This window comes from Streptomyces sp. NPDC005141 (assembly GCF_053599975.1).
In genome coordinates, this window is record NZ_JBSFYW010000032.1 from 15,076 (window position 1) to 33,001 (window position 17,926).

General features: G+C 70.7%; 15 protein-coding genes and 1 pseudogene. 11 read left to right on the top strand and 5 right to left on the bottom strand.

All coding sequences use genetic code 11. The features are described from left to right. Nucleotides 1–88 precede the first annotated feature (88 nt). From ACWD68_RS24010 to ACWD68_RS24030, 5 genes are all read left to right on the top strand, one after another. Complete coding sequence (locus tag ACWD68_RS24010; protein WP_451808492.1) at nucleotides 89–1,549, top strand: aldehyde dehydrogenase family protein; 1,461 nt, start codon at nucleotides 89–91, stop codon at nucleotides 1,547–1,549. Nucleotides 1,550–1,674: 125 nt separating this feature from the next. Further along, on the top strand, nucleotides 1,675–2,223 hold the full coding sequence (locus ACWD68_RS24015; RefSeq protein WP_266761193.1) for a DinB family protein: 549 nt from the start codon (nucleotides 1,675–1,677) through the stop codon (nucleotides 2,221–2,223). Between the two features lie 41 nt (nucleotides 2,224–2,264). Continuing rightward, nucleotides 2,265–2,906, top strand: coding sequence for a PadR family transcriptional regulator (locus tag ACWD68_RS24020; RefSeq protein WP_451808493.1), 642 nt, complete (start codon nucleotides 2,265–2,267; stop codon nucleotides 2,904–2,906). Nucleotides 2,907–3,044: 138 nt separating this feature from the next. Beyond that, complete coding sequence (locus tag ACWD68_RS24025) at nucleotides 3,045–3,998, top strand: ATP-binding cassette domain-containing protein (protein ID WP_451808494.1); 954 nt, start codon at nucleotides 3,045–3,047, stop codon at nucleotides 3,996–3,998. A 104-nt stretch (nucleotides 3,999–4,102) separates the two neighbouring features. Further along, the gene (locus ACWD68_RS24030) at nucleotides 4,103–4,831 is read left to right on the top strand and encodes an ABC transporter permease (RefSeq protein WP_451808554.1); all 729 of its coding nucleotides are present in this window, start codon (nucleotides 4,103–4,105) and stop codon (nucleotides 4,829–4,831) included. Nucleotides 4,832–4,917: 86 nt separating this feature from the next. Here the strand turns inward: ACWD68_RS24030 and ACWD68_RS24035 are convergent, their stop codons facing one another. Continuing rightward, nucleotides 4,918–6,324: a glutamate decarboxylase gene (locus ACWD68_RS24035; RefSeq protein WP_451808495.1), complete on the bottom strand. Its 1,407-nt coding sequence runs from the start codon at nucleotides 6,322–6,324 to the stop codon at nucleotides 4,918–4,920. A 68-nt stretch (nucleotides 6,325–6,392) separates the two neighbouring features. Next, on the bottom strand, nucleotides 6,393–7,679 hold the full coding sequence (locus ACWD68_RS24040; RefSeq protein ID WP_451808496.1) for an ion channel protein: 1,287 nt from the start codon (nucleotides 7,677–7,679) through the stop codon (nucleotides 6,393–6,395). 128 nt (nucleotides 7,680–7,807) lie between these two features. Between ACWD68_RS24040 and ACWD68_RS24045 the strand changes: the two are divergent. Next, nucleotides 7,808–8,574 (top strand): annotated as a pseudogene (locus ACWD68_RS24045) (MerR family transcriptional regulator). A gap of 176 nt (nucleotides 8,575–8,750) precedes the next feature. On the opposite strand, the gene ACWD68_RS24050 reads toward ACWD68_RS24045, so the two are convergent. After that, entirely contained in the window at nucleotides 8,751–9,116 is a 366-nt protein-coding gene (locus tag ACWD68_RS24050; RefSeq protein ID WP_385694675.1) for a YbjQ family protein, read from the bottom strand. Between the two features lie 140 nt (nucleotides 9,117–9,256). Between ACWD68_RS24050 and ACWD68_RS24055 the strand changes: the two genes are divergently transcribed. After that, the gene (locus ACWD68_RS24055) at nucleotides 9,257–10,384 is read left to right on the top strand and encodes a DedA family protein (RefSeq protein ID WP_451808497.1); all 1,128 of its coding nucleotides are present in this window, start codon (nucleotides 9,257–9,259) and stop codon (nucleotides 10,382–10,384) included. Nucleotides 10,385–10,439: 55 nt separating this feature from the next. Here ACWD68_RS24055 and ACWD68_RS24060 read toward each other — a convergent pair whose 3' ends face one another. Then, the gene (locus ACWD68_RS24060; RefSeq protein WP_451808498.1) at nucleotides 10,440–12,098 is read right to left on the bottom strand and encodes a threonine/serine ThrE exporter family protein; all 1,659 of its coding nucleotides are present in this window, start codon (nucleotides 12,096–12,098) and stop codon (nucleotides 10,440–10,442) included. A 158-nt stretch (nucleotides 12,099–12,256) separates the two neighbouring features. Next, nucleotides 12,257–12,748, bottom strand: coding sequence for an inorganic diphosphatase (locus tag ACWD68_RS24065; RefSeq protein WP_266761211.1), 492 nt, complete (start codon nucleotides 12,746–12,748; stop codon nucleotides 12,257–12,259). 79 nt (nucleotides 12,749–12,827) lie between these two features. On the opposite strand from ACWD68_RS24065, the gene dacB reads away from it, so the two are divergent. The 4 genes from dacB (at nucleotide 12,828) to hpt (ending at nucleotide 17,741) form a co-directional block, all read left to right on the top strand. After that, a complete protein-coding gene (gene dacB / locus ACWD68_RS24070; protein ID WP_451808499.1) occupies nucleotides 12,828–14,384 on the top strand; it encodes a D-alanyl-D-alanine carboxypeptidase/D-alanyl-D-alanine endopeptidase in 1,557 nt (518 codons plus the stop codon). 125 nt (nucleotides 14,385–14,509) lie between these two features. Beyond that, on the top strand, nucleotides 14,510–15,658 hold the full coding sequence (locus tag ACWD68_RS24075; protein WP_451808500.1) for a zinc-dependent metalloprotease: 1,149 nt from the start codon (nucleotides 14,510–14,512) through the stop codon (nucleotides 15,656–15,658). 192 nt (nucleotides 15,659–15,850) lie between these two features. Beyond that, nucleotides 15,851–17,014: a tRNA lysidine(34) synthetase TilS gene (tilS, locus tag ACWD68_RS24080; RefSeq protein ID WP_451808501.1), complete on the top strand. Its 1,164-nt coding sequence runs from the start codon at nucleotides 15,851–15,853 to the stop codon at nucleotides 17,012–17,014. 166 nt (nucleotides 17,015–17,180) lie between these two features. Next, complete coding sequence (gene hpt, locus ACWD68_RS24085) at nucleotides 17,181–17,741, top strand: hypoxanthine phosphoribosyltransferase (protein ID WP_261704688.1); 561 nt, start codon at nucleotides 17,181–17,183, stop codon at nucleotides 17,739–17,741. Nucleotides 17,742–17,926 lie beyond the last annotated feature (185 nt).

Consider the following 17,926-nt stretch of genomic DNA (forward strand, 5'->3'; position numbering starts at 1 on the left):
AAGTACGATGACGTGTGATCAGACCGTGATCGGATGTCTGCTGACCCGGGCCAGGACTGCCTCGGCAGCACAGGGATTGAGGGAGCACATGTCGTCCTACTTCACCGACCTGGCCCAGCAGTACATCGACGGCGAGTGGCGCCCGGGAACGGGCTCCTGGGACATCATCGACTTCAACCCGTACGACGGCGAGAAGCTGGCGTCGATCACGATAGCCACGGTCGAAGAGGTCGATGACGCCTACCGCGCCGCCGAGCGAGCCCAGAAGAAGTGGGGCGCGACGAACGCGTACGCGCGGCGTTCGGTCTTCGAGAAGGCGCTCGCCATCATCGACGAGCGCGAGGCGGAGATCACCGAGGTCATCATCGCCGAGCTCGGCGGCACCCGCCTCAAGGCGGCCTTCGAGCTGCACCTCGTCCGGGAGTTCCTGCGCGAGTCGGTCCAGCTGGCGCTGCGACCCGAGGGAAAGATCATCCCCTCGCCGGTCGACGGCAAGGAGAACCGCCTCTACCGCGTCCCGGTCGGCGTCGTGGGTGTCATCAGCCCCTTCAACTTCCCCTTCCTGCTGTCGATCAAGTCCGTCGCCCCGGCCCTCGCGCTCGGCAACGGCGTGGTCCTGAAGCCGCACCAGAACACCCCGATCGTCGGCGGTTCGCTGGTCGCGAAGATCTTCGAGGACGCGGGCCTGCCCGGCGGCCTCCTCAACGTCGTCATCACCGACATAGCCGAGATCGGCGACGCCTTCATCGAGCACCCGGTCCCGAAGGTCATCTCCTTCACCGGCTCCGACAAGGTCGGCCGGCACGTGGCCACGGTCTGCGCCGCGAACTTCAAGCGCTCGGTGCTCGAACTGGGCGGCAACAGCGCCCTGGTGGTCCTGGAGGACGCGGACATCGACTACGCGGTCGACGCGGCGGTCTTCAGCCGTTACGTCCACCAGGGCCAGGTCTGCATGGCCGCGAACCGTGTCCTGGTGGACCGGTCGATCGAGGCCGAGTTCACCGAGAAGTTCGTCGCCAAGGTCAGGACGCTGAAGACCGGCGACCCGAGCGACCCGCAGACGGTCATCGGCCCGGTCATCAACTCCTCGCAGGCGGACGCGCTCTCAAGCGCCGTCGAGCAGGCGATCGCCGAGGGCGCCACCGCCCTGCTGCACGGCTCGACCACCGACAACCTGGTCGAGCCCTCCGTCCTGACCGGCCTCCCCGCCGACTCGGGCCTGCTCCGGCAGGAGATCTTCGGCCCGGTCGTCTTCCTCGTCCCCTTCGACGGGGAGGAGGAGGCTGTCCGGATCGTCAACGACACCCCGTACGGCCTCTCCGGTGCCGTCCACACGGCCGACATCGAGCGCGGCGTGAACTTCGCCAAGCAGATCGACACCGGCATGTTCCACGTCAACGACGGCACCGTCCACGACGAACCCCTCGTCCCCTTCGGCGGCGAGAAGCACTCCGGCATCGGCCGCCTGAACGGCGAGACGACGGTCGACGCCTTCACCACGACGAAGTGGATCTCGGTGCAGCACGGGCGGAGCTTCTTCCCCTTCTGACGCGCCTTCCTGTCCGGCTCTTCTGACACGTCTTCGCGCCCGGACCCTTGCGGACAGAAGCTGACCGCAAGGGTCCGTAGCGTCATCGGTGTCAGGCAAGAGGAGCCGATGAGAGGCGGACGGTCATGGTCACGCACGTGCGAGCCGAGGAGCAGGGCGACGAGCGCGGAGCGCTGCTCGCCTTCGTGGAGGAGCAGCGCGGCGGCATCCGCAGGGCACTGCTCGGGCTGACCGAGGAGCAGGCGGCGAGCAGGCCGAGCGCCAGCGAACTCTCGCTCGGCGGGCTGCTCAAGCATGTCGCCGAGGTCGAGCAGGGCTGGGTCGCGCGGGCCAAGGGCGAGCAGCCCGCGGTGAAGCGGGACGAGTCGAACTGGCACGAGTGCTTCGTCCTCACCGAGGGCGAGACGGTCGCCTCCCAGCTCGCGTACTGGGAGAAGGTCGCCGCCGAGACGGAGGCGTTCCTGCGCTCGGTGCCGAGTCTCGACGACACCTTCGCGCTTCCGAACGACCCCTGGTTCCCGCCGGAGGGCCGCGTCTCGATGCGCTGGCTGGCCCTGCATCTGATCCGCGAGACGGCCCGTCACGCCGGGCACGCCGACATCATCCGCGAGTCCCTGGACGGCAGGACCGCCTTCGAGCTGGTGGCGATGGAACAGGGCACATCCTGGAGCTGACCGGACGACGGGGCCCCGCGGACACCCCCTAGGCTGGACGGATGTCAGCGATCCGTCTCCTCGTGCTCGGCGCGGTCCGCCAGCACGGGCGGGCCCACGGCTATCAGGTGCGCAACGACCTGGAGTACTGGGGCGCGCACGAGTGGTCCAACGCCAAGCCCGGCTCGATCTATCACGCGCTCAAGCAGATGGCCAAGCAGGGACTGCTGCACGCCCACGAGATCGCGCCGTCCACGGCCGGCGGACCGCCGCGCACCGAGTACGAGATCACGGACAAGGGCACCGAGGAGTTCCTGACGCTGCTGCGCGAGTCCCTGACGTCCTACGACCAGAAGATGGACGTCCAGTCGGCGGGCATCGGCTTCATCGTCGACCTGTCGAGGGACGAGGCGGTGGCCCTCCTGAAGGAGCGGATCCGCAGGATCGAGGAGTGGCGGGCGGCCGTCACCGAGCACTATGTGCCCGAGGACGGCCCCGCGCAGCTCGGCCACATCGGCGAGATCATGAACCTCTGGGTCCACACCGCCGACGCGGACGCCGCGTGGACGCGCGGTCTGATCGCCCGCGTCGAGGGCGGTGCGTACACCTTCGCCGGCGAGGGCGAGCCGTTCGTCGGCGTCCTCGGGGAGGGCGAGGAGAACCCGTACGCCACGGGGGAGCGGCACCCCGAGGACGCGCGCTGATCCGCTCGCGGCTCCCCTCACTCATCAAGTTTGACTAATGGCACGGCCGGGCATACCCTCCGCGGCAGATAAGTAGTCAAGTTTGATTACTGCCTCCCGGAGAGTGGGCCGGGGGCGGGCCGGAGCGAAAGGAGCGGGATGACCGAGGCGATCGTCGTCGAAGGCGTACGCAAGCGGTACGGGGACAGACACGCGCTGGACGGACTGGACCTGCGGGTCGGGCGCGGCACGGTGCACGGGGTGCTCGGCCCCAACGGCGCCGGCAAGACGACCCTGGTCCGGGTCCTGTCCACCCTGCTGCGGCCGGACGGCGGCCGGGTGGAGGTCGCAGGCCACGACGTGCTGCGCGAGGCCCGCCGGGTGCGGTCGCGCATCGGCCTGCTCGGCCAGCACGCGGCGCTCGACGAGGAACTCGGCGGCCGGCAGAACCTGGAGATGTTCGGGCGCCTCCACCACCTGGGCGCCCGCGGCGCGCGCGTGCGGGCCGGCGAACTCCTGGAGCGCTTCGGCCTCGCCGACACCGGCCGCAAGGCGGTCCGCGCGTACAGCGGCGGCATGCGGCGCCGCCTGGACCTGGCCGCCTCCCTCATCACCGACCCCGAGGTGCTGTTCCTGGACGAGCCGACGACCGGGCTCGACCCGCGCGGCCGGGCCGAGGTGTGGGCCGCGGTGCGCTCCCTGGTCGGCGGCGGCACGACGGTGCTGCTCACCACGCAGTACCTGGAGGAGGCGGACCAGCTCGCCGACCGCATCTCGGTCGTCGACCGCGGACGCGTCATCGCGGACGGCACGGCGGACGAACTGAAGTCCCGGACTGGCGGCGACCGCATCGACGTGGTGCTGCGGGACGCGGGCCTGCTGGGCGCCGCCGTGGCCCTGCTGCCGTTCGCCGGGGAGGGCGTCTCGGTCGACACGGACCGCCGACTGCTGAGCGCCCCGGTCACCGATCGCATGGCGGCCCTGGCCGCGGTCGTCCGCGCCCTGGCGGAGGCCGGGATCGAGGCGGAGGACATCGCGCTGCGGCGTCCGACGCTGGACGAGGTGTTCCTGCGCCTCACCGGGGACGAGCAGCGAGTGAAGGAGGCCGTGTGAGCACGACGTACGACACCACCCGCGAGAAGAACCGGGGACCTTGGCGGCACGGGGGACCCCGGGGACCGCGCGAGGACGGCCGTCTCCTCTCCGACTGCTGGACCATGACCCGCCGCGAACTCGCCCACTGGGCACGGCAACCGGTCCAGGCCGCGGTCGGCCTGGTCTTCCCGGTGATGCTGCTCCTGATGTTCGGCTACCTGGTCGGCGGCGGCCGGGGCGTCGAGGGCGACTACGTCGACTACCTGGTGCCGGGGATGCTCGCCCTGACCATGGCCTTCGGCCTGGAGGGCACGATGCTGGCCGTCACCCAGGACCTCAACAAGGGCGTCATCGACCGCTTCCGCTCCATGCCGATGGCCAACGGAGCGGTTCTGGTGGGCCGTTCGGCCGCCGACATGCTCCAGTCGGCCGTGGGCCTGGCCGTGCTGACCGGGGTCGGGTACGCGATCGGCTGGCGCGCCCACAGCACGCCCGGCGCGTTCCTCGGAGCGATGGGCCTGCTCCTGCTCTTCCGCTTCGCCATGCTGTGGATCGGCATCCACCTGGCGATGGTGGCCGGGAGGCCGGAGATGGTGCAGGCCGTGCAGATCCTGGTCTGGCCCGTCGGCTTCCTGTCCAACGCCTTCGCCGTCCCCGGCTCCATGCCCGGCTGGCTGGGCACGGTGGTCGAGTGGAACCCGATGTCCCGGACGGCCACGGCCGTACGCGACCTGTTCGGCGGACCGGGCGGGGAGCCGGGCCACATCGGGGCGGCGGTTCTCTGGCCCCTCGCCCTGCTCGCGGTCTTCTTCCCGCTGGCGGTACGGAGATTCGCCCGCCTGAGCCGCTAGCGGAACACCTCGCCCGCCCGGCGCCGCGGACCGGGCGGGCGCTCCCCGCCTCTCCCGGAGCGCCGCCCGCGGCCCGAACGACCTCCCTAGTGATGGAAACCCGTCGCCGCGCTCTTGTCGTGGGTCATCGGGTGCGGCTGGCGGCGCAGTTCGGGCAGCAGCCGGCCCAGGTCCTCGATGAACAGGTCGGCGAGGTCCGACGAGAAGCCGTTGCGGCACACCACGCGCAGCACGGACAGGTCCTCGCGGTTCTCGGGGAACGTGTACGCGGGCAGCAGCCAGCCGCTCTCGCGCATCCTCCGGGACACGTCGAAGACGTCGTACGCGGTCACCTCGGGCGCCGTCGTGAAGGCGAACACCGGCAACTCGTCGCCCCGGGTGATGAGCCGGAAGTCGCCCAGACAGTCGATGCGTTCGGCGAGCGCGCGTGCCACGTCCCGGGTGGTCTGCTGCACGGCCCGGTAGCCCTCCCGGCCCAGCCGCAGGAACGTGTAGTACTGGGCGACGACCTGCGCTCCGGGGCGCGAGAAGTTGAGCGCGAAGGTCGGCATGTCGCCGCCCAGGTAGTTCACCCGGAAGACCAGTTCCTCGGGCAGCTCGGCCGCCGTCCGCCACAGCGCCCAGCCGACACCCGGGTAGACCAGGCCGTACTTGTGCCCCGAGGTGTTGATCGACGACACCCTGGGGAGCCGGAAGTCCCAGACCAGGTCCTGGTCGAGGAAGGGCGCGATCATCGCCCCGGACGCGCCGTCGACATGGACCGGGATGTCCAGGCCCGTGCGCTCCTGGAGCCGGTCCAGTGCCGCGCACAGCTCCTGGATTGGCTCGTACGACCCGTCGAAGGTGGAGCCGAGGATGCCGACCACCCCGATGGTGTTCTCGTCGCACAGATCGGCCGCCGCCTGGGCGTCGAGGTGGAACCGGTCGCCCTCCATGGGGATCTGGCGGGCCTCGACCTCCCAGAAGTTGCAGAACTTCTCCCAGCACACCTGGACGTTGACGCCCATGATCAGGTTGGGCCGCGCGCCCGGGTACCGGTCCGCGTTGCGCTGCGTCCAGCGCCGCTTGAGCGCCATGCCGGCGAGCATGCACGCCTCGCTCGACCCGGTCGTCGAACAGCCCACAGCTGCGGACGGATCCGGCGCGTTCCACAGGTCGGCGAGCATCGCCACACAGCGCCGCTCCAGCTCGGCCGTGCGGGGGTACTCGTCCTTGTCGATCATGTTCTTGTCCCGGCACTCCGCCATCAGGATCCCGGCCTGCGGTTCCATCCAGGTGGTGACGAAGGTGGCCAGGTTCAGCCGGGAGTTCCCGTCCAGCATGAGCTCGTCGTGGACGAGCTGGAGCGCCGTCGTGGGCGGCAGCGGGCCGTCCGGGAGCCGGTGCTTCGGCGGCGCCTCGACCATGCCGCTGACCGGGTTGGCCTCCCCGTAGAACGGGTTGACGGAGACGGGGCGTTCATCGGGCGTCTGGCGGCCCTGATGGAGCGGCATGGGCTTCTCCCAACGTTCAGCGGGACGGGTCGTCCCCTTGGTTCATCGGATGCGGGCTTCCCGGTGGTTCATCGGATCGGACTTCCGTCCTTGTGCAGCTGCATCTGGGGCCGTCCGGTCACCAGCAGCCAGGCCGGCAGCGAGGCGATGCAGAGCAGGGCGATGATCGAGGGCGAGGACACCAGAACGGCGGCCGTGAACAGGCTCACCCAGCCCTGCCGGGTGATCGCGAGGAGTGTGCCCAGCACTCCGGCGGCCAGGCCCAGCGACGCCGGGACCGAGGGCACGAGCGCGTGGGCGCACAGGCCGAACGCGGCGCCCACGAAGACGGCCGGGAAGATCCGGCCGCCCCGGAACCCGCAGGACGCCGCGACGACCAGCGCGGCCAGCTTCACCACGGCCATCAGCGCGTACCGGCCCGCCGAATAGCCGTCCGGGTTCCGGGCGATCTCGGCGACCTGGTCCAGGCCCTTGAACAGCGTCAGCGGGCCGCCCAGACAGCCGAGCAGGCCAAGGACGAGCCCGCCGAGGGGAAGCGCCGCCATCGGGTGGCGCAGGAGCGAGAAGAGCTTGTGGACATAGGGGAAGGCGTAGACCGCGGCCATGCCGAGCACCGCCGCGGCGGAGGCGATCACCAGCGCGGACAGCACATCGGTCCAGCCGGGATCACCGAGCGGGGGCAGATCCAGGTCGAAGCTCGGATGGCCGATCAGCGCCGTGGTCATCGAGCCCACCGACGCCGCCGTCAGTGGCGCGAAGAGGTTGTCCCACAGCAGGCCCTTCACCTGCCGTCCGGCGAGCGCCTCGGAGATGACCAGCGCCGCCGCGACCGGCGTACCGAACAGGGCGCCGATCGTCCCCGCCTCGGCCAGGGTCACCCACAGCACGCCGGGTGCCGCGGGCGCGAACCTGCGGCCCGCCCAGAACGCCAGCGCGACGTTGGTGGCGATGATCGGGTTCTCGGGGCCGAGGCTCGGACCACCCGCCAGCATCAGAGCGGTCGCCACCAGCAGTCCGGGCAGGACGACCGGTGCCATCGGCTCCGCCTGGAGCCCCAGGGTCGCCGGGTCGGGTCCCGCGTGCCCCGGCGCCTTCCAGACCACCAGACCGACCAGGATGCCGGTGCTGGTGAGCATGACGATCATCCACAGGGAGGAGTACCCGCCGATGCCGAGCGCGTCGGGAAGGTCCGTCCACAACACGTCCTTGAGCTGGTCGGCGAGCTTGCTCACCCCTACGTAGAGGAGGCTCGCGACCGCGCCGACGACCACGGCCGGGAGGAACAGCGGCAGCAGAGTCCGTGCGGACGCCGCCCGGGCGGGGGCCGGTCCCGGGGGAGCCGCTTCGTGGGTCACGGGCTCACCCTAAGCGCGCGAATCGGACATAACATCCCGAGCGTCTTCCGCCGAACCCCGGAGTTCGGGCTTGCACCTCACGTGGCGTCAGGCCTCATCGTGAGGGGCGTACCGAGGAAGGAGCGGAAGTGAGCTACTCAGTGGGCCAGGTCGCCGGGTTCGCCGGCGTCACGGTGCGCACCCTGCACCACTACGACGAGATCGGTCTCCTCGCGCCCGGCGAACGCAGCCGTGCGGGGCATCGGCGCTACAACGACGCCGACCTCGACCGGCTGCAGCAGATCCTGTTCTACCGAGAGCTCGGCTTCCCGCTCGACGAGGTCGCCGCCCTGCTCGACGCCCGGAAGCGGACCCGCGCGCGCATCTGCGCCGCCAGCACGACCTGCTGACCGCCCGGATCGAGAAGCTGCAGAAGATGGCCGCGGCCGTGGAGCACGCCATGGAGGCACGCACGATGGGCATCAACCTCACGCCCGAGGAGAAGTTCGAGGTCTTCGGGGACAAGGACCCGGAGGCGCACGCGGAGGAGGCCGAGCGCCGCTGGGGCGGCACGGACACGTACGCCGAGTCGCAGCGCCGCGCCGCCCGCTACACCAAGGACGACTGGAAGCGCATGCAGGCCGAGGTGGCCTCCTGGGGCGAGCGGTACGACGCCCTGATGGAGGCCGGGGAGCTGCCGGACGGCGAGCGGGCCATGGACATGGCCGAGGAGCACCGGCTGCACATCACCCGGTGGTTCTACGCGTGCACCTACGAGATCCACCAGGGGCTCGGCGGCATGTACGTCGCCGACGAGCGGTTCAAGGAGTTCTACGACTCCATGCGGCCGGGACTGGCCGAGCACCTGAGAGACGCGATCACGGCCAACGCCGCCCGGCACCCCCGGGAAACCTGACCCGGAAGGCGTCCGTGAGGGCGACGGGCGCCGGCCCGGTCGAGCGCCGCCCACGCAGGCACACGCCACCGTGCCGCTCACGCAGGGCACACGCCACCGTGCCGCCCGCGCGGGGCGGGTGCCGTCGGCGACGGTAAGGGGCGCCCGCCATTGCGGACGCCCCTTACCGGTACGCGCTATTCCTTCACCAGGACCACGGCCGTGCCGTAGGCGCACACCTCCGTGCCCACGTCCGCCGCCTCCGACACGTCGAAGCGGAACATGAGCACGCCGTTGGCGCCCCGCGCGCGTGCCTGCTCCACGAGCCGCTCCATGGCCTGGTTGCGGGTCTCCACCAGCGTCTTGGTGAGCCCCTTGAGCTCACCGCCGATCATCGACTTCAGACCCGCGCCGATCTGGCTGCCCAGATGACGCGAGCGCACGGTGAGGCCGAAGACCTCGCCGATGACCTGCTCGACGCGATGGCCGGGTACGTCGTTCGTCGTCACGACCAGGACGTCCGAGTGGGGACCCTGGCCGCCGCCGTATTCATCGATGCCCATGGCTCACAGCTTTGTCCGAGTCGCCGCACAGTGCATCCTGGAGTCACGGGTGGAACCTGGCGTGGACCCATTGCGTTGATAGCTTTGGTCGGCCGTACAGGACCGCCGCACCTCCCTTCACCCCTCAGGAGCCCGGAACCGTGACGACGCTTGCCCTCGGTCCCAGCTGGCTGGATCCGAACACGCTCCTGGACAACTTCGGCATCTGGGGCCTGCTGCTCATCGTCTTCGCCGAATCCGGCCTGCTCATCGGCTTCTTCCTGCCGGGCGACTCGCTGCTGTTCACCTGCGGTCTGCTGATCACCGCGGGCACCATGGACTACCCGCTGTGGGCGGCGATCCCGCTGATCTGCCTCGCCGCGATCCTCGGCGATCAGGCGGGCTATCTCTTCGGCAAGAAGGTCGGGCCCTCGCTCTTCACCCGCCCGAACTCCCGCCTCTTCAAGCAGGAGAACGTGGTCAAGGCCCACGAGTTCTTCGAGAAGTACGGGCCCAAGTCCCTGGTGCTGGCCCGCTTCGTGCCCATCGTGCGCACGTTCACGCCGATCATCGCCGGCGTCAGCGGCATGAAGTACCGGCCCTTCCTCATCTTCAACATCATCGGCGGCGTGCTGTGGGGCGCGGGCGTCACGCTGCTCGGTTCCTGGCTCGGCGGGATCGACTTCGTGAACAAGAACATCGAGGCGATCCTGATCCTGATCGTCCTCGTCTCGGTGGTCCCGATCATCATCGAGTTCCTGCGCGCCCGTTCCCAGGCCAGGAAGAACCCGCCCCAGGAGTCCGTCCCGGCCCAGCCCGCGGCCGCGCACACCCGCCCCGCCGCGCCCGTCATGGACGACGCGACCAGGCCGCTGCGCGTGCCGCCGGTCCAGGAGGGCCAGGACTCGTCGTACGGCTACCAGGGACACGGCCAGTCGTACGGGAACCAGGGCCACGACGGGTCGTACGGGAACCAGGGGCACGGCCAGTCGTACGGGAACCAGGGGCACGACGGGTCGTACGGGAACCAGGGGCACGGCCAGGGCTACGGCCATCAGGGCGACCACCAGGGCAACGGCCACCCGCACCAGCAGCAGCACCAGGAGCCGTACCAGCAGCCGTACGGCTCGGATCAGGGCTACGGCTACGACCAGCAGTACGACCAGGGTTACCAGCAGGGCTACGACCAGGGCCGGACCTACCCGCCCCAGCAGCACCCCCAGGGCCACCCGCAGCAGCAGTACGGTTCGGAGCAGTACCCCTACGGCCAGGGCCCCGCGCAGAACTGAGGTCCCGCCCTCCGGGGTCCCTGCCTCCCACGACCGGTCCTCGCGCGTCCGGTTCTCAGAAGCCGCGTGTCCGCTTGGCGGCCCGCCGCCCCCCGGCGGAGCCGCCCGGCAGGCGCAGGAACAGCCGGGAGATCTCCGAACCCAGGTTCACGCCGATCGCGATGGCCATGGCGAGGGCCGCCGCCTTGGTGAGCGACACGAGGCCCTTGTCGACCTCGTTCTGGGCGATCGACAGCAGACCGAAGTAGGTCGCCGAACCGGGCAGCAGGGGCCCGATCGCTGCGGTCGTGTACGGCAGCGCGGACGCGAACCGGTAGCGCGAGAGCAGCTGCCCGAAGAGACCCACCAGGCCCGCGGCGACGGCCGTGGAGGCCACCGGCGAGATGCCGCCCGCGTAGTGCATCGCCCCGTACACCGACCAGGCCACGCCGCCGTTGAGGGTCACCGCGAGGACCGTCGACCGTTCCTGCTGGAGCAGGATCGCGAAGGTGAGCGACAGCAGCATGGAAGCGGCGATCTGGAGCAACGGCCGCTCGGAGAGGCTCAGCGCCGCGTCCGGGTTGAGCTGCGTGCCCAGCTTCACGCCGAAATAGAGCACCAGCAGGACGCCGGAGACGATCCCCACGAAGAAGTACATGACTTCGAGCAGCCGCGCGGACGCGGTGATGTAGAAGCCGGTCAGCCCGTCCTGCACCCCCGCGACGAGCGCCCGCCCCGGCAGCAGCGCGAAGAGCCCACCGGTGATCACCGCGGAGGCGTTCACATCGACGTGCGCCAGCGTGAGCGCGACCCCTATCGCGGCGGGTGGCATCGCGGCCACCGTGAACTGGTAGAACTCCGGCAGCCCGCGCCCCGCGCACAGCCACGCGAGCCGGTCGCCGAGCATCGCGCCGAGCGCCGCGGCGACGAACACGATCGCGTCACCGCCGACGAGGACGGAGGCCGCGCCGGCGAGCAATCCGCCGGAGGCGGTCAGCACCCAGCCGGGGTACGGGTGACGGTTGCGCCGCATCTCCGCGAGGCGCCCGTAGGCCTCCTCCAGGGAGATCGCGGTCTCCGGGTCGCTCAGATCGTCGACGAGCCGGTAGACGGCCCCCAGGCGCGTGTAGTCGGTGCCCCGGCGGCGCACGGTCCGTGACGCCGTCACCGGGTCGTCCACCAGGGACGGCTGATGCGAGATCGACAGCAGGGTGAAGGTGACGTTCGGCTCGCAGCGGTCCAGCCCGTAGGACCGGCAGACGGCGAACATCGCCGTCTCCACGTCCTCGGCGCCCTCACCGCCCGCGAGCAGCAGCTCGCCGATGCGCAGGGTCAGGTCGAGCACGCGCGGGACGGCGGGCCCCGACTCGTCCTCCTTGTGCACCGGTTCGGGCGCGGGCCGCTCGGTCACCGGCATACGCAGCATCGTGCGCATCCGGTCCTGCCACGGCGCGTCCTTGGTCAGGCTGACCAGGGGTATTCCGGTCGCCGGTGTGAAGGCGGGCGGCGCCTGCCTGGCGCTGTAGGTGCGCGGGGTGCTGAACGCCGAGCCCTCCTGCTCCGCCCCGGGCGGCTGCAGGGCGTCGAGGCCTTGGGGGAGCGCGAACTCCGACGTCGTCGACGACTCCTCGTCGGCCACCGCCGGTCCCGGCGCCGCCATACCTGCGGGCGGGCTGAAAGCACTCCTCGCCTCGTCCGACTGCGGCTTGCGGTCTTCCGCTTCCGGGTCCGCCACCAACTCCAGCCTCGCCTTTCGCGTCTGTGTGGTTCTCCTACTTGCCTTCCGTATGCCTCAGTATGCGTACGGATACACGAACGGGCCGCGCGACCCCCATGGGGATCACGCGGCCCGTTCGGAAGCGGGGGAGGTCAGTGACCACCCGAGGGGGGAGGTCAGTGACCGCCCTGATCCTTGAGGCGCTTGTAGGAACGCTCGATCTCGGCCTCGGCCTCGGTGCGGCCGACCCAGTTGGCGCCCTCGACGGACTTGCCCGGCTCCAGGTCCTTGTAGACCTCGAAGAAGTGCTGGATCTCCAGGCGGTCGAACTCCGACACGTGGTGGATGTCGCGCAGGTGCTCCACACGCGGGTCGTGCGCCGGGACGCACAGCAGCTTGTCGTCGCCGCCGGCCTCGTCCGTCATACGGAACATGCCGATCGTGCGGCACTGGATGAGGCAACCCGGGAAGGTCGGCTCGTCCAGGATGACCAGGGCGTCCAGCGGGTCGCCGTCCTCGCCGAGGGTGTTCTCGACGAAGCCGTAGTCGGCCGGGTAGCTGGTCGAGGTGAAGAGTCGACGGTCCAGACGGATCCGACCGGTCTCGTGGTCCACCTCGTACTTGTTCCGTGAACCCTTCGGAATCTCGATCGTGACGTCGAACTCCACCGGTGGCTCCTCCATGATCAGCACATAGTTCTGGTGGTTAAGTGTCCCTCACGCAGGTGGGTGATCGCGAAAGGGGCTGGTGGTCGTGCCAGAGCTGAGGGCTTGGCGGGCCGCGAGACCGCATGTGGTGCGGGTCGCGCGAACGGTGAAACCGCATGTGGCGCGGGTCACCCGAGCCATGCGGCCGCGTGCCGTTCGGTTCACGACACCGCAGCTCACGGCCGTCGCGGCCACCGTGGGCCTGGCCCTCGCGGCCGGGGCGGTGACCGCGGCCGGTCCCTGGGACTCCACCGGTCAGCGTACGGCCGAGCGCGACTGGGCCGCATCGCGGGCGCCGGAGGGTGGCACAGATCACGCACGTAAATCCGGTACGCCCCGAACGTCACCCCGGCCCGCCCCCAGTGCCGCCTCCGTCCTGGCCGGACTCGGCGGTTCCGCGAGCGCCGTGCCCGCGCCCGCCGAGAAGGCCCTCGCGGCCGTCCTCGACCCGCTCCTGGACAATCCGGTCCTCGGCTCGCTGCGCACCGCCGTCGTGGTCGACGTGGCGACCGGCGAGCGGCTCTACGGCAAGGGCGCCGACGAGGTCCAGACACCGGCGTCCACCACGAAGATCGCCACCGCCGTCGCCGCCCTCACGGCGCCCGGCCCCGACCACCGCATCCAGACCCGTACGGTCCTCGAGCCCGACACCAAGGAGCTCGTGCTCGTCGGCGGCGGCGACCCGACGCTGACCGCCCGCAAGCCCGCCGACGGCTGGGCGGACCTGCGCACCCTCGCCGAGAAGACGGCCACCGCCCTGAAGGCCCGTCACATGGACCACGTGACGCTCTCCTACGACACCTCGCTGTACACCGGCCCCGACCTTCACCCCATCGGCGTCAACGAGAACATCGCGAAGGTCACCGCGCTGATGGTCGACGAGGGCCGCCAGGACGACACGACCAGCGGGACGGCCGGGCGTGCCCCGGACCCGGCGGCGGACGCCGCGCGGAAGTTCGCGGACCTGCTGCACGACCGCGGCATCAGGACGACATCGCCCGGCCCCTCGAAGGCGACGAGCCGCTCGCAGGCCCTCGCCTCCGTCTCCTCGCCGCCGCTGTCCGCCCTGGTCGAGCGGATGCTGACCAACAGCGACAACGACATCGCGGAGGCACTGGCCCGCCAGGTCGCCCTCGCCACCGGCGAGGAACCCAGCTTCGCGGGCGACGCGAAGGCGATCCGCGCCCAGCTGAAGAAGCTGGGACTCCCGCTGTCCGGCGCGCAGTTCGCGGACGGCAGCGGTCTGAACCGCGCCGACAAGCTCTCCGCCGACCTGCTCGCCGCCCTGCTGGCCAAGGCCGGCGACCCGGCCCACCCCGAACTCCGCTCGGTCCTCACCGGTCTGCCCGTCGCCGGCTTCACCGGCACCCTCAGCACCCGGTACGCCGACGCCCCCACCGCCACCGGCCTCGTCCGGGCCAAGACCGGGACACTGACCGGCGTCAACACCCTCGCCGGCACCGTCGTCGACAAGGACGGCCGGCTCCTGGCCTTCGCCTTCCTGACCTCCGACGAGGCCCACCCCCCGAACCCCCTGGAGGCGCGGGCGGCGTTGGACCACACGGCGACGGCACTGGCGGCGTGCGGCTGCCGGTAGCCGCACGCCGGGAGAGTGCGACCCGCCCGACCCGCGAGCACCAGGAGCACCATCGGCCCCTCGCCCGGGGGCATACGGCGCCGTACCCCTCACCGCAGCCGGACCCGCTCACGTACGGTTGACGCATGACGAGCATCGGTGGTGCTGCATCTACTGGGATGGTCGACTGGAATCTCGCGGTGGCGACCGCGACCCGACTCGTACGGCCGGGCCCCGAGGTGAGCCGTGACGAGGCCCGCGCCATCGTCGCGGAGCTGCGCCGGCACGCCAAGGCCTCGGAGGAACACGTCCGGGGCTTTACCCGTATGGGTGACGACATCGTGCACGACACCCCCGTCCTCGTCGTCGACCGCCCCGGCTGGGTCCGGGCGAACGTCGCCGGGTTCCGGGAGATCCTCAAGCCCCTCCTGGACAAGATGCAGGAACGGCGCGGCGGCTCCCCGGGCGGAGCCGTCCTCGGCGCAGTCGGCGGCAAGGTCACCGGTGTCGAGCTGGGCATGCTGCTGTCGTTCCTGTCGTCGAGGGTCCTCGGGCAGTACGAGACGTTCGCCCCCGCGACCCGGGACCTGCCCGCCGGAGGCCCCACCGGCTCGGGCAACGGCGGCGGCAGGCTCCTGCTGGTCGCCCCGAACATCGTGCACGTGGAGCGCGAACTCGACGTCCAGCCACATGACTTCCGCCTGTGGGTGTGCCTCCACGAAGAGACGCACCGCACCCAGTTCACGGCCGTGCCCTGGCTGCGCGACCACCTGGAGGGCGAAATCCAGTCTTTCTTGGGGGAGACCGAAGTCGACCCGATGACCGTCCTGGAACGCATCCGGGAAGCCGCCCAGTCGCTCGCCGGCTCCCGCCCGGACACCGAGGAGGACGACGGAGGCCGTTCCCTTGTGGAAATCGTCCAGACGCCCGCGCAGCGGGAGATCCTCGGCAGGCTCACCGCCGTCATGTCCCTCCTCGAGGGCCACGCCGACTTCGTGATGGACGGCGTCGGACCCGCCGTGGTGCCCTCCGTCGCCGAGATCCGCGAGAAATTCCAGCAGCGCCGCGCCAGGGGCGCCTCCCGCCTGGACCTCGCCCTGCGCAAGCTGCTCGGCCTGGACGCCAAACTCCGGCAGTACAGGGACGGCGAGCGGTTCGTACGGGCGGTCGTCGACGAGGTCGGCATGGACGGCTTCAACCGTGTGTGGACCTCTCCGAACACGCTCCCGACGAAGGCGGAGATCGCCAAACCGGCGGACTGGGTCGCGCGGGTGCACCGCAAGGCGGAGTCGTGAACCTTACGGGACGGTCGTGAAACGAATCCGGCCGATGGCAGGCAAACGCCCCTCCAATCACCCGTCCGAGGGACCGTGGGGCATGGGTAGGCGTGCAATGCTCGGGGAACGCCCCGGTTCTGTCACCATCGACACACTCTGAGTGACCGATCCCGGGCTAACCCCCCGAAAACTTCATGAAGGGAACCGGACATGGGTCCCCATCCTGCGGTCGCGGCGATACGCCTGGCGGTCCGCCGCGTACTCCACGACATCCTCACCGAGCAACCGCCCACCCCCGACACCCGGCGCACGCCCGCACGCGGTGCCGCGCGCCCCTGCGCGCCCGACGCGGAGCGTGTACCCGCGCCCGGAACACGACGCAGCATGCCCGCGCCCGCCAGGCCCCCGCACGGCGAACCTGTCGCGAGCTCCCTGCCGCGACCGGGCGGGGAGGCGCCCCCCGCGCCGCTCGTGCTCGTCGCGTGCTCCGGCGGCGCCGACTCCATGGCGCTCGCCTCCGCCCTCGCCTTCGAAGCCCCCAAAGTCGGCATCCGCGCCGGTGGCATCACCGTCGACCACGGTCTGCAGCCCGGCTCCGACCTGCGCGCCGACGAAGTCGTGCTGCGCCTCACCGAGCTGGGGCTCGCCCCGGCCGAGTCCATCGCCGTCACCGTCGGCCGCGACGGAGGCCCCGAGGCCGCCGCCCGCGACGCCCGGTACGCCGCCCTGGACTCCGCCGCCGAGCGCCATGGCGCCACCGCGGTCCTCCTCGGCCACACCCGCGACGATCAGGCAGAGACGGTCCTGCTGGGCCTCGCCCGCGGCTCCGGCATCCGCTCCCTGTCCGGAATGGCCGCGGTCTCGGGGGCCGACGGCCGCTACCGCCGTCCCTTCCTGCACCTGGACCGGCAGACCGCCCGCAAGGCGTGCATGGTCCAGTCGCTGCCCGTCTGGGACGACCCGCACAACGCCGATCCGGCCTACACCCGCTCCCGGCTCCGCCACGAGGGCCTGCCCGCCCTGGAGAAGGCGCTCGGCAAGGGAGTCGTCGAGGCACTCGCCCGTACGGCCCAGCTCTCCCGGGACGATGCCGACGCCCTCGACGCGTGGGCCAGCCAGGCGGAGGCGTCCGTGCGCGACGCCGCCGGCCTCCTGGAGTGCGCCAAGCTCTACGCCCTGCCGCCCGCCGTACGCCGCCGGATCCTGCGCCGCGCGGCCATCGAGGCGGGCGCTCCGGCCGGTTCGCTGTTCGCCCGCCACATCGAGGAAATCGACCGGCTGATCACCGGATGGCGCGGTCAGGGGGCCATCAATCTCCCGGGCAAAGTCGTCGCTCAGCGCCAGGGTGGCAGACTGGTGATTCGGCAAGGCTGAAACCGGACCCTGCACCGGGGCCGCTCACGCGGCTCCCCGGGACCCCTTCACTCGGGTCGCGGGCGGTCCGAGCGGCCGTGCGCGGGTGAGCCGAAGGGGACCGCCAGTTGCAGAGGCGCCCCGTAGGTGAACGAGCCCAAAAAAGTGGGACGGACGACCGAAAGTGATGCGGGTGGACGCGAAAGACATGGGCACCGACCTCAAGTCGGTGCTCATCACCAAGGAAGAGATCGACGCGAAGCTGGTTGAGCTGGCCGCGAAGATCGACGCGGAGTACGCGGGCAAGGACCTGCTGATCGTCGGAGTGCTCAAGGGCGCCGTGATGGTCATGGCGGACCTCGCGCGTGCGCTGTCCACCCCCGTCACCATGGACTGGATGGCCGTGTCGTCGTACGGCGCGGGCACCCAGTCCTCCGGCGTGGTGCGGATCCTCAAGGACCTCGACACCGACATCAAGGGCAAGCACGTCCTGATCGTCGAGGACATCATCGACTCCGGGCTGACCCTGTCCTGGCTGATCTCCAACCTCGGCTCCCGCGAGCCCGCCTCGCTCAAGGTGTGCACGCTGCTGCGCAAGCCGGACGCGGCCAAGGTCGCGATCGACGTGGAGTGGGTCGGCTTCGACATCCCGAACGAGTTCGTCATCGGGTACGGCCTCGACTACGCCGAGAAGTACCGCAACCTCCCGTTCGTCGGTACGCTCGCGCCTCACGTCTACGGCGGCTGAGCGCCCCCTTTCTGAGGGCGGCTCAGTCCTTGTAGGACGTTCGGGAACCCCAGCGGGGTTCGCGCCGTTGGAGCATGCATGGAGGGGATTGCCAGCAGTCCCCTGCGGCTTCGGGTGACAATGCTGGGGTACCGTCCGAAGAACAGTCTTTATCAAACTCACTATGGCAGGAGGGACGGGGCGAC

Coding starts and splice junctions, on each gene's coding strand:
- ACWD68_RS24050 (WP_385694675.1), bottom strand. CDS start 9,116: ATGGGCATCGATGAATACGGCGGCGGCCAGGGTCCCCACTCGGACGTC.
- hpt (WP_261704688.1), top strand. CDS start 17,181: ATGCGGGTGGACGCGAAAGACATGGGCACCGACCTCAAGTCGGTGCTC.
- ACWD68_RS24030 (WP_451808554.1), top strand. CDS start 4,103: ATGACCCGCCGCGAACTCGCCCACTGGGCACGGCAACCGGTCCAGGCC.
- ACWD68_RS24020 (WP_451808493.1), top strand. CDS start 2,265: ATGTCAGCGATCCGTCTCCTCGTGCTCGGCGCGGTCCGCCAGCACGGG.
- ACWD68_RS24025 (WP_451808494.1), top strand. CDS start 3,045: ATGACCGAGGCGATCGTCGTCGAAGGCGTACGCAAGCGGTACGGGGAC.
- ACWD68_RS24075 (WP_451808500.1), top strand. CDS start 14,510: ATGACGAGCATCGGTGGTGCTGCATCTACTGGGATGGTCGACTGGAAT.
- ACWD68_RS24035 (WP_451808495.1), bottom strand. CDS start 6,324: ATGCCGCTCCATCAGGGCCGCCAGACGCCCGATGAACGCCCCGTCTCC.
- ACWD68_RS24015 (WP_266761193.1), top strand. CDS start 1,675: ATGGTCACGCACGTGCGAGCCGAGGAGCAGGGCGACGAGCGCGGAGCG.
- ACWD68_RS24010 (WP_451808492.1), top strand. CDS start 89: ATGTCGTCCTACTTCACCGACCTGGCCCAGCAGTACATCGACGGCGAG.
- tilS (WP_451808501.1), top strand. CDS start 15,851: ATGGGTCCCCATCCTGCGGTCGCGGCGATACGCCTGGCGGTCCGCCGC.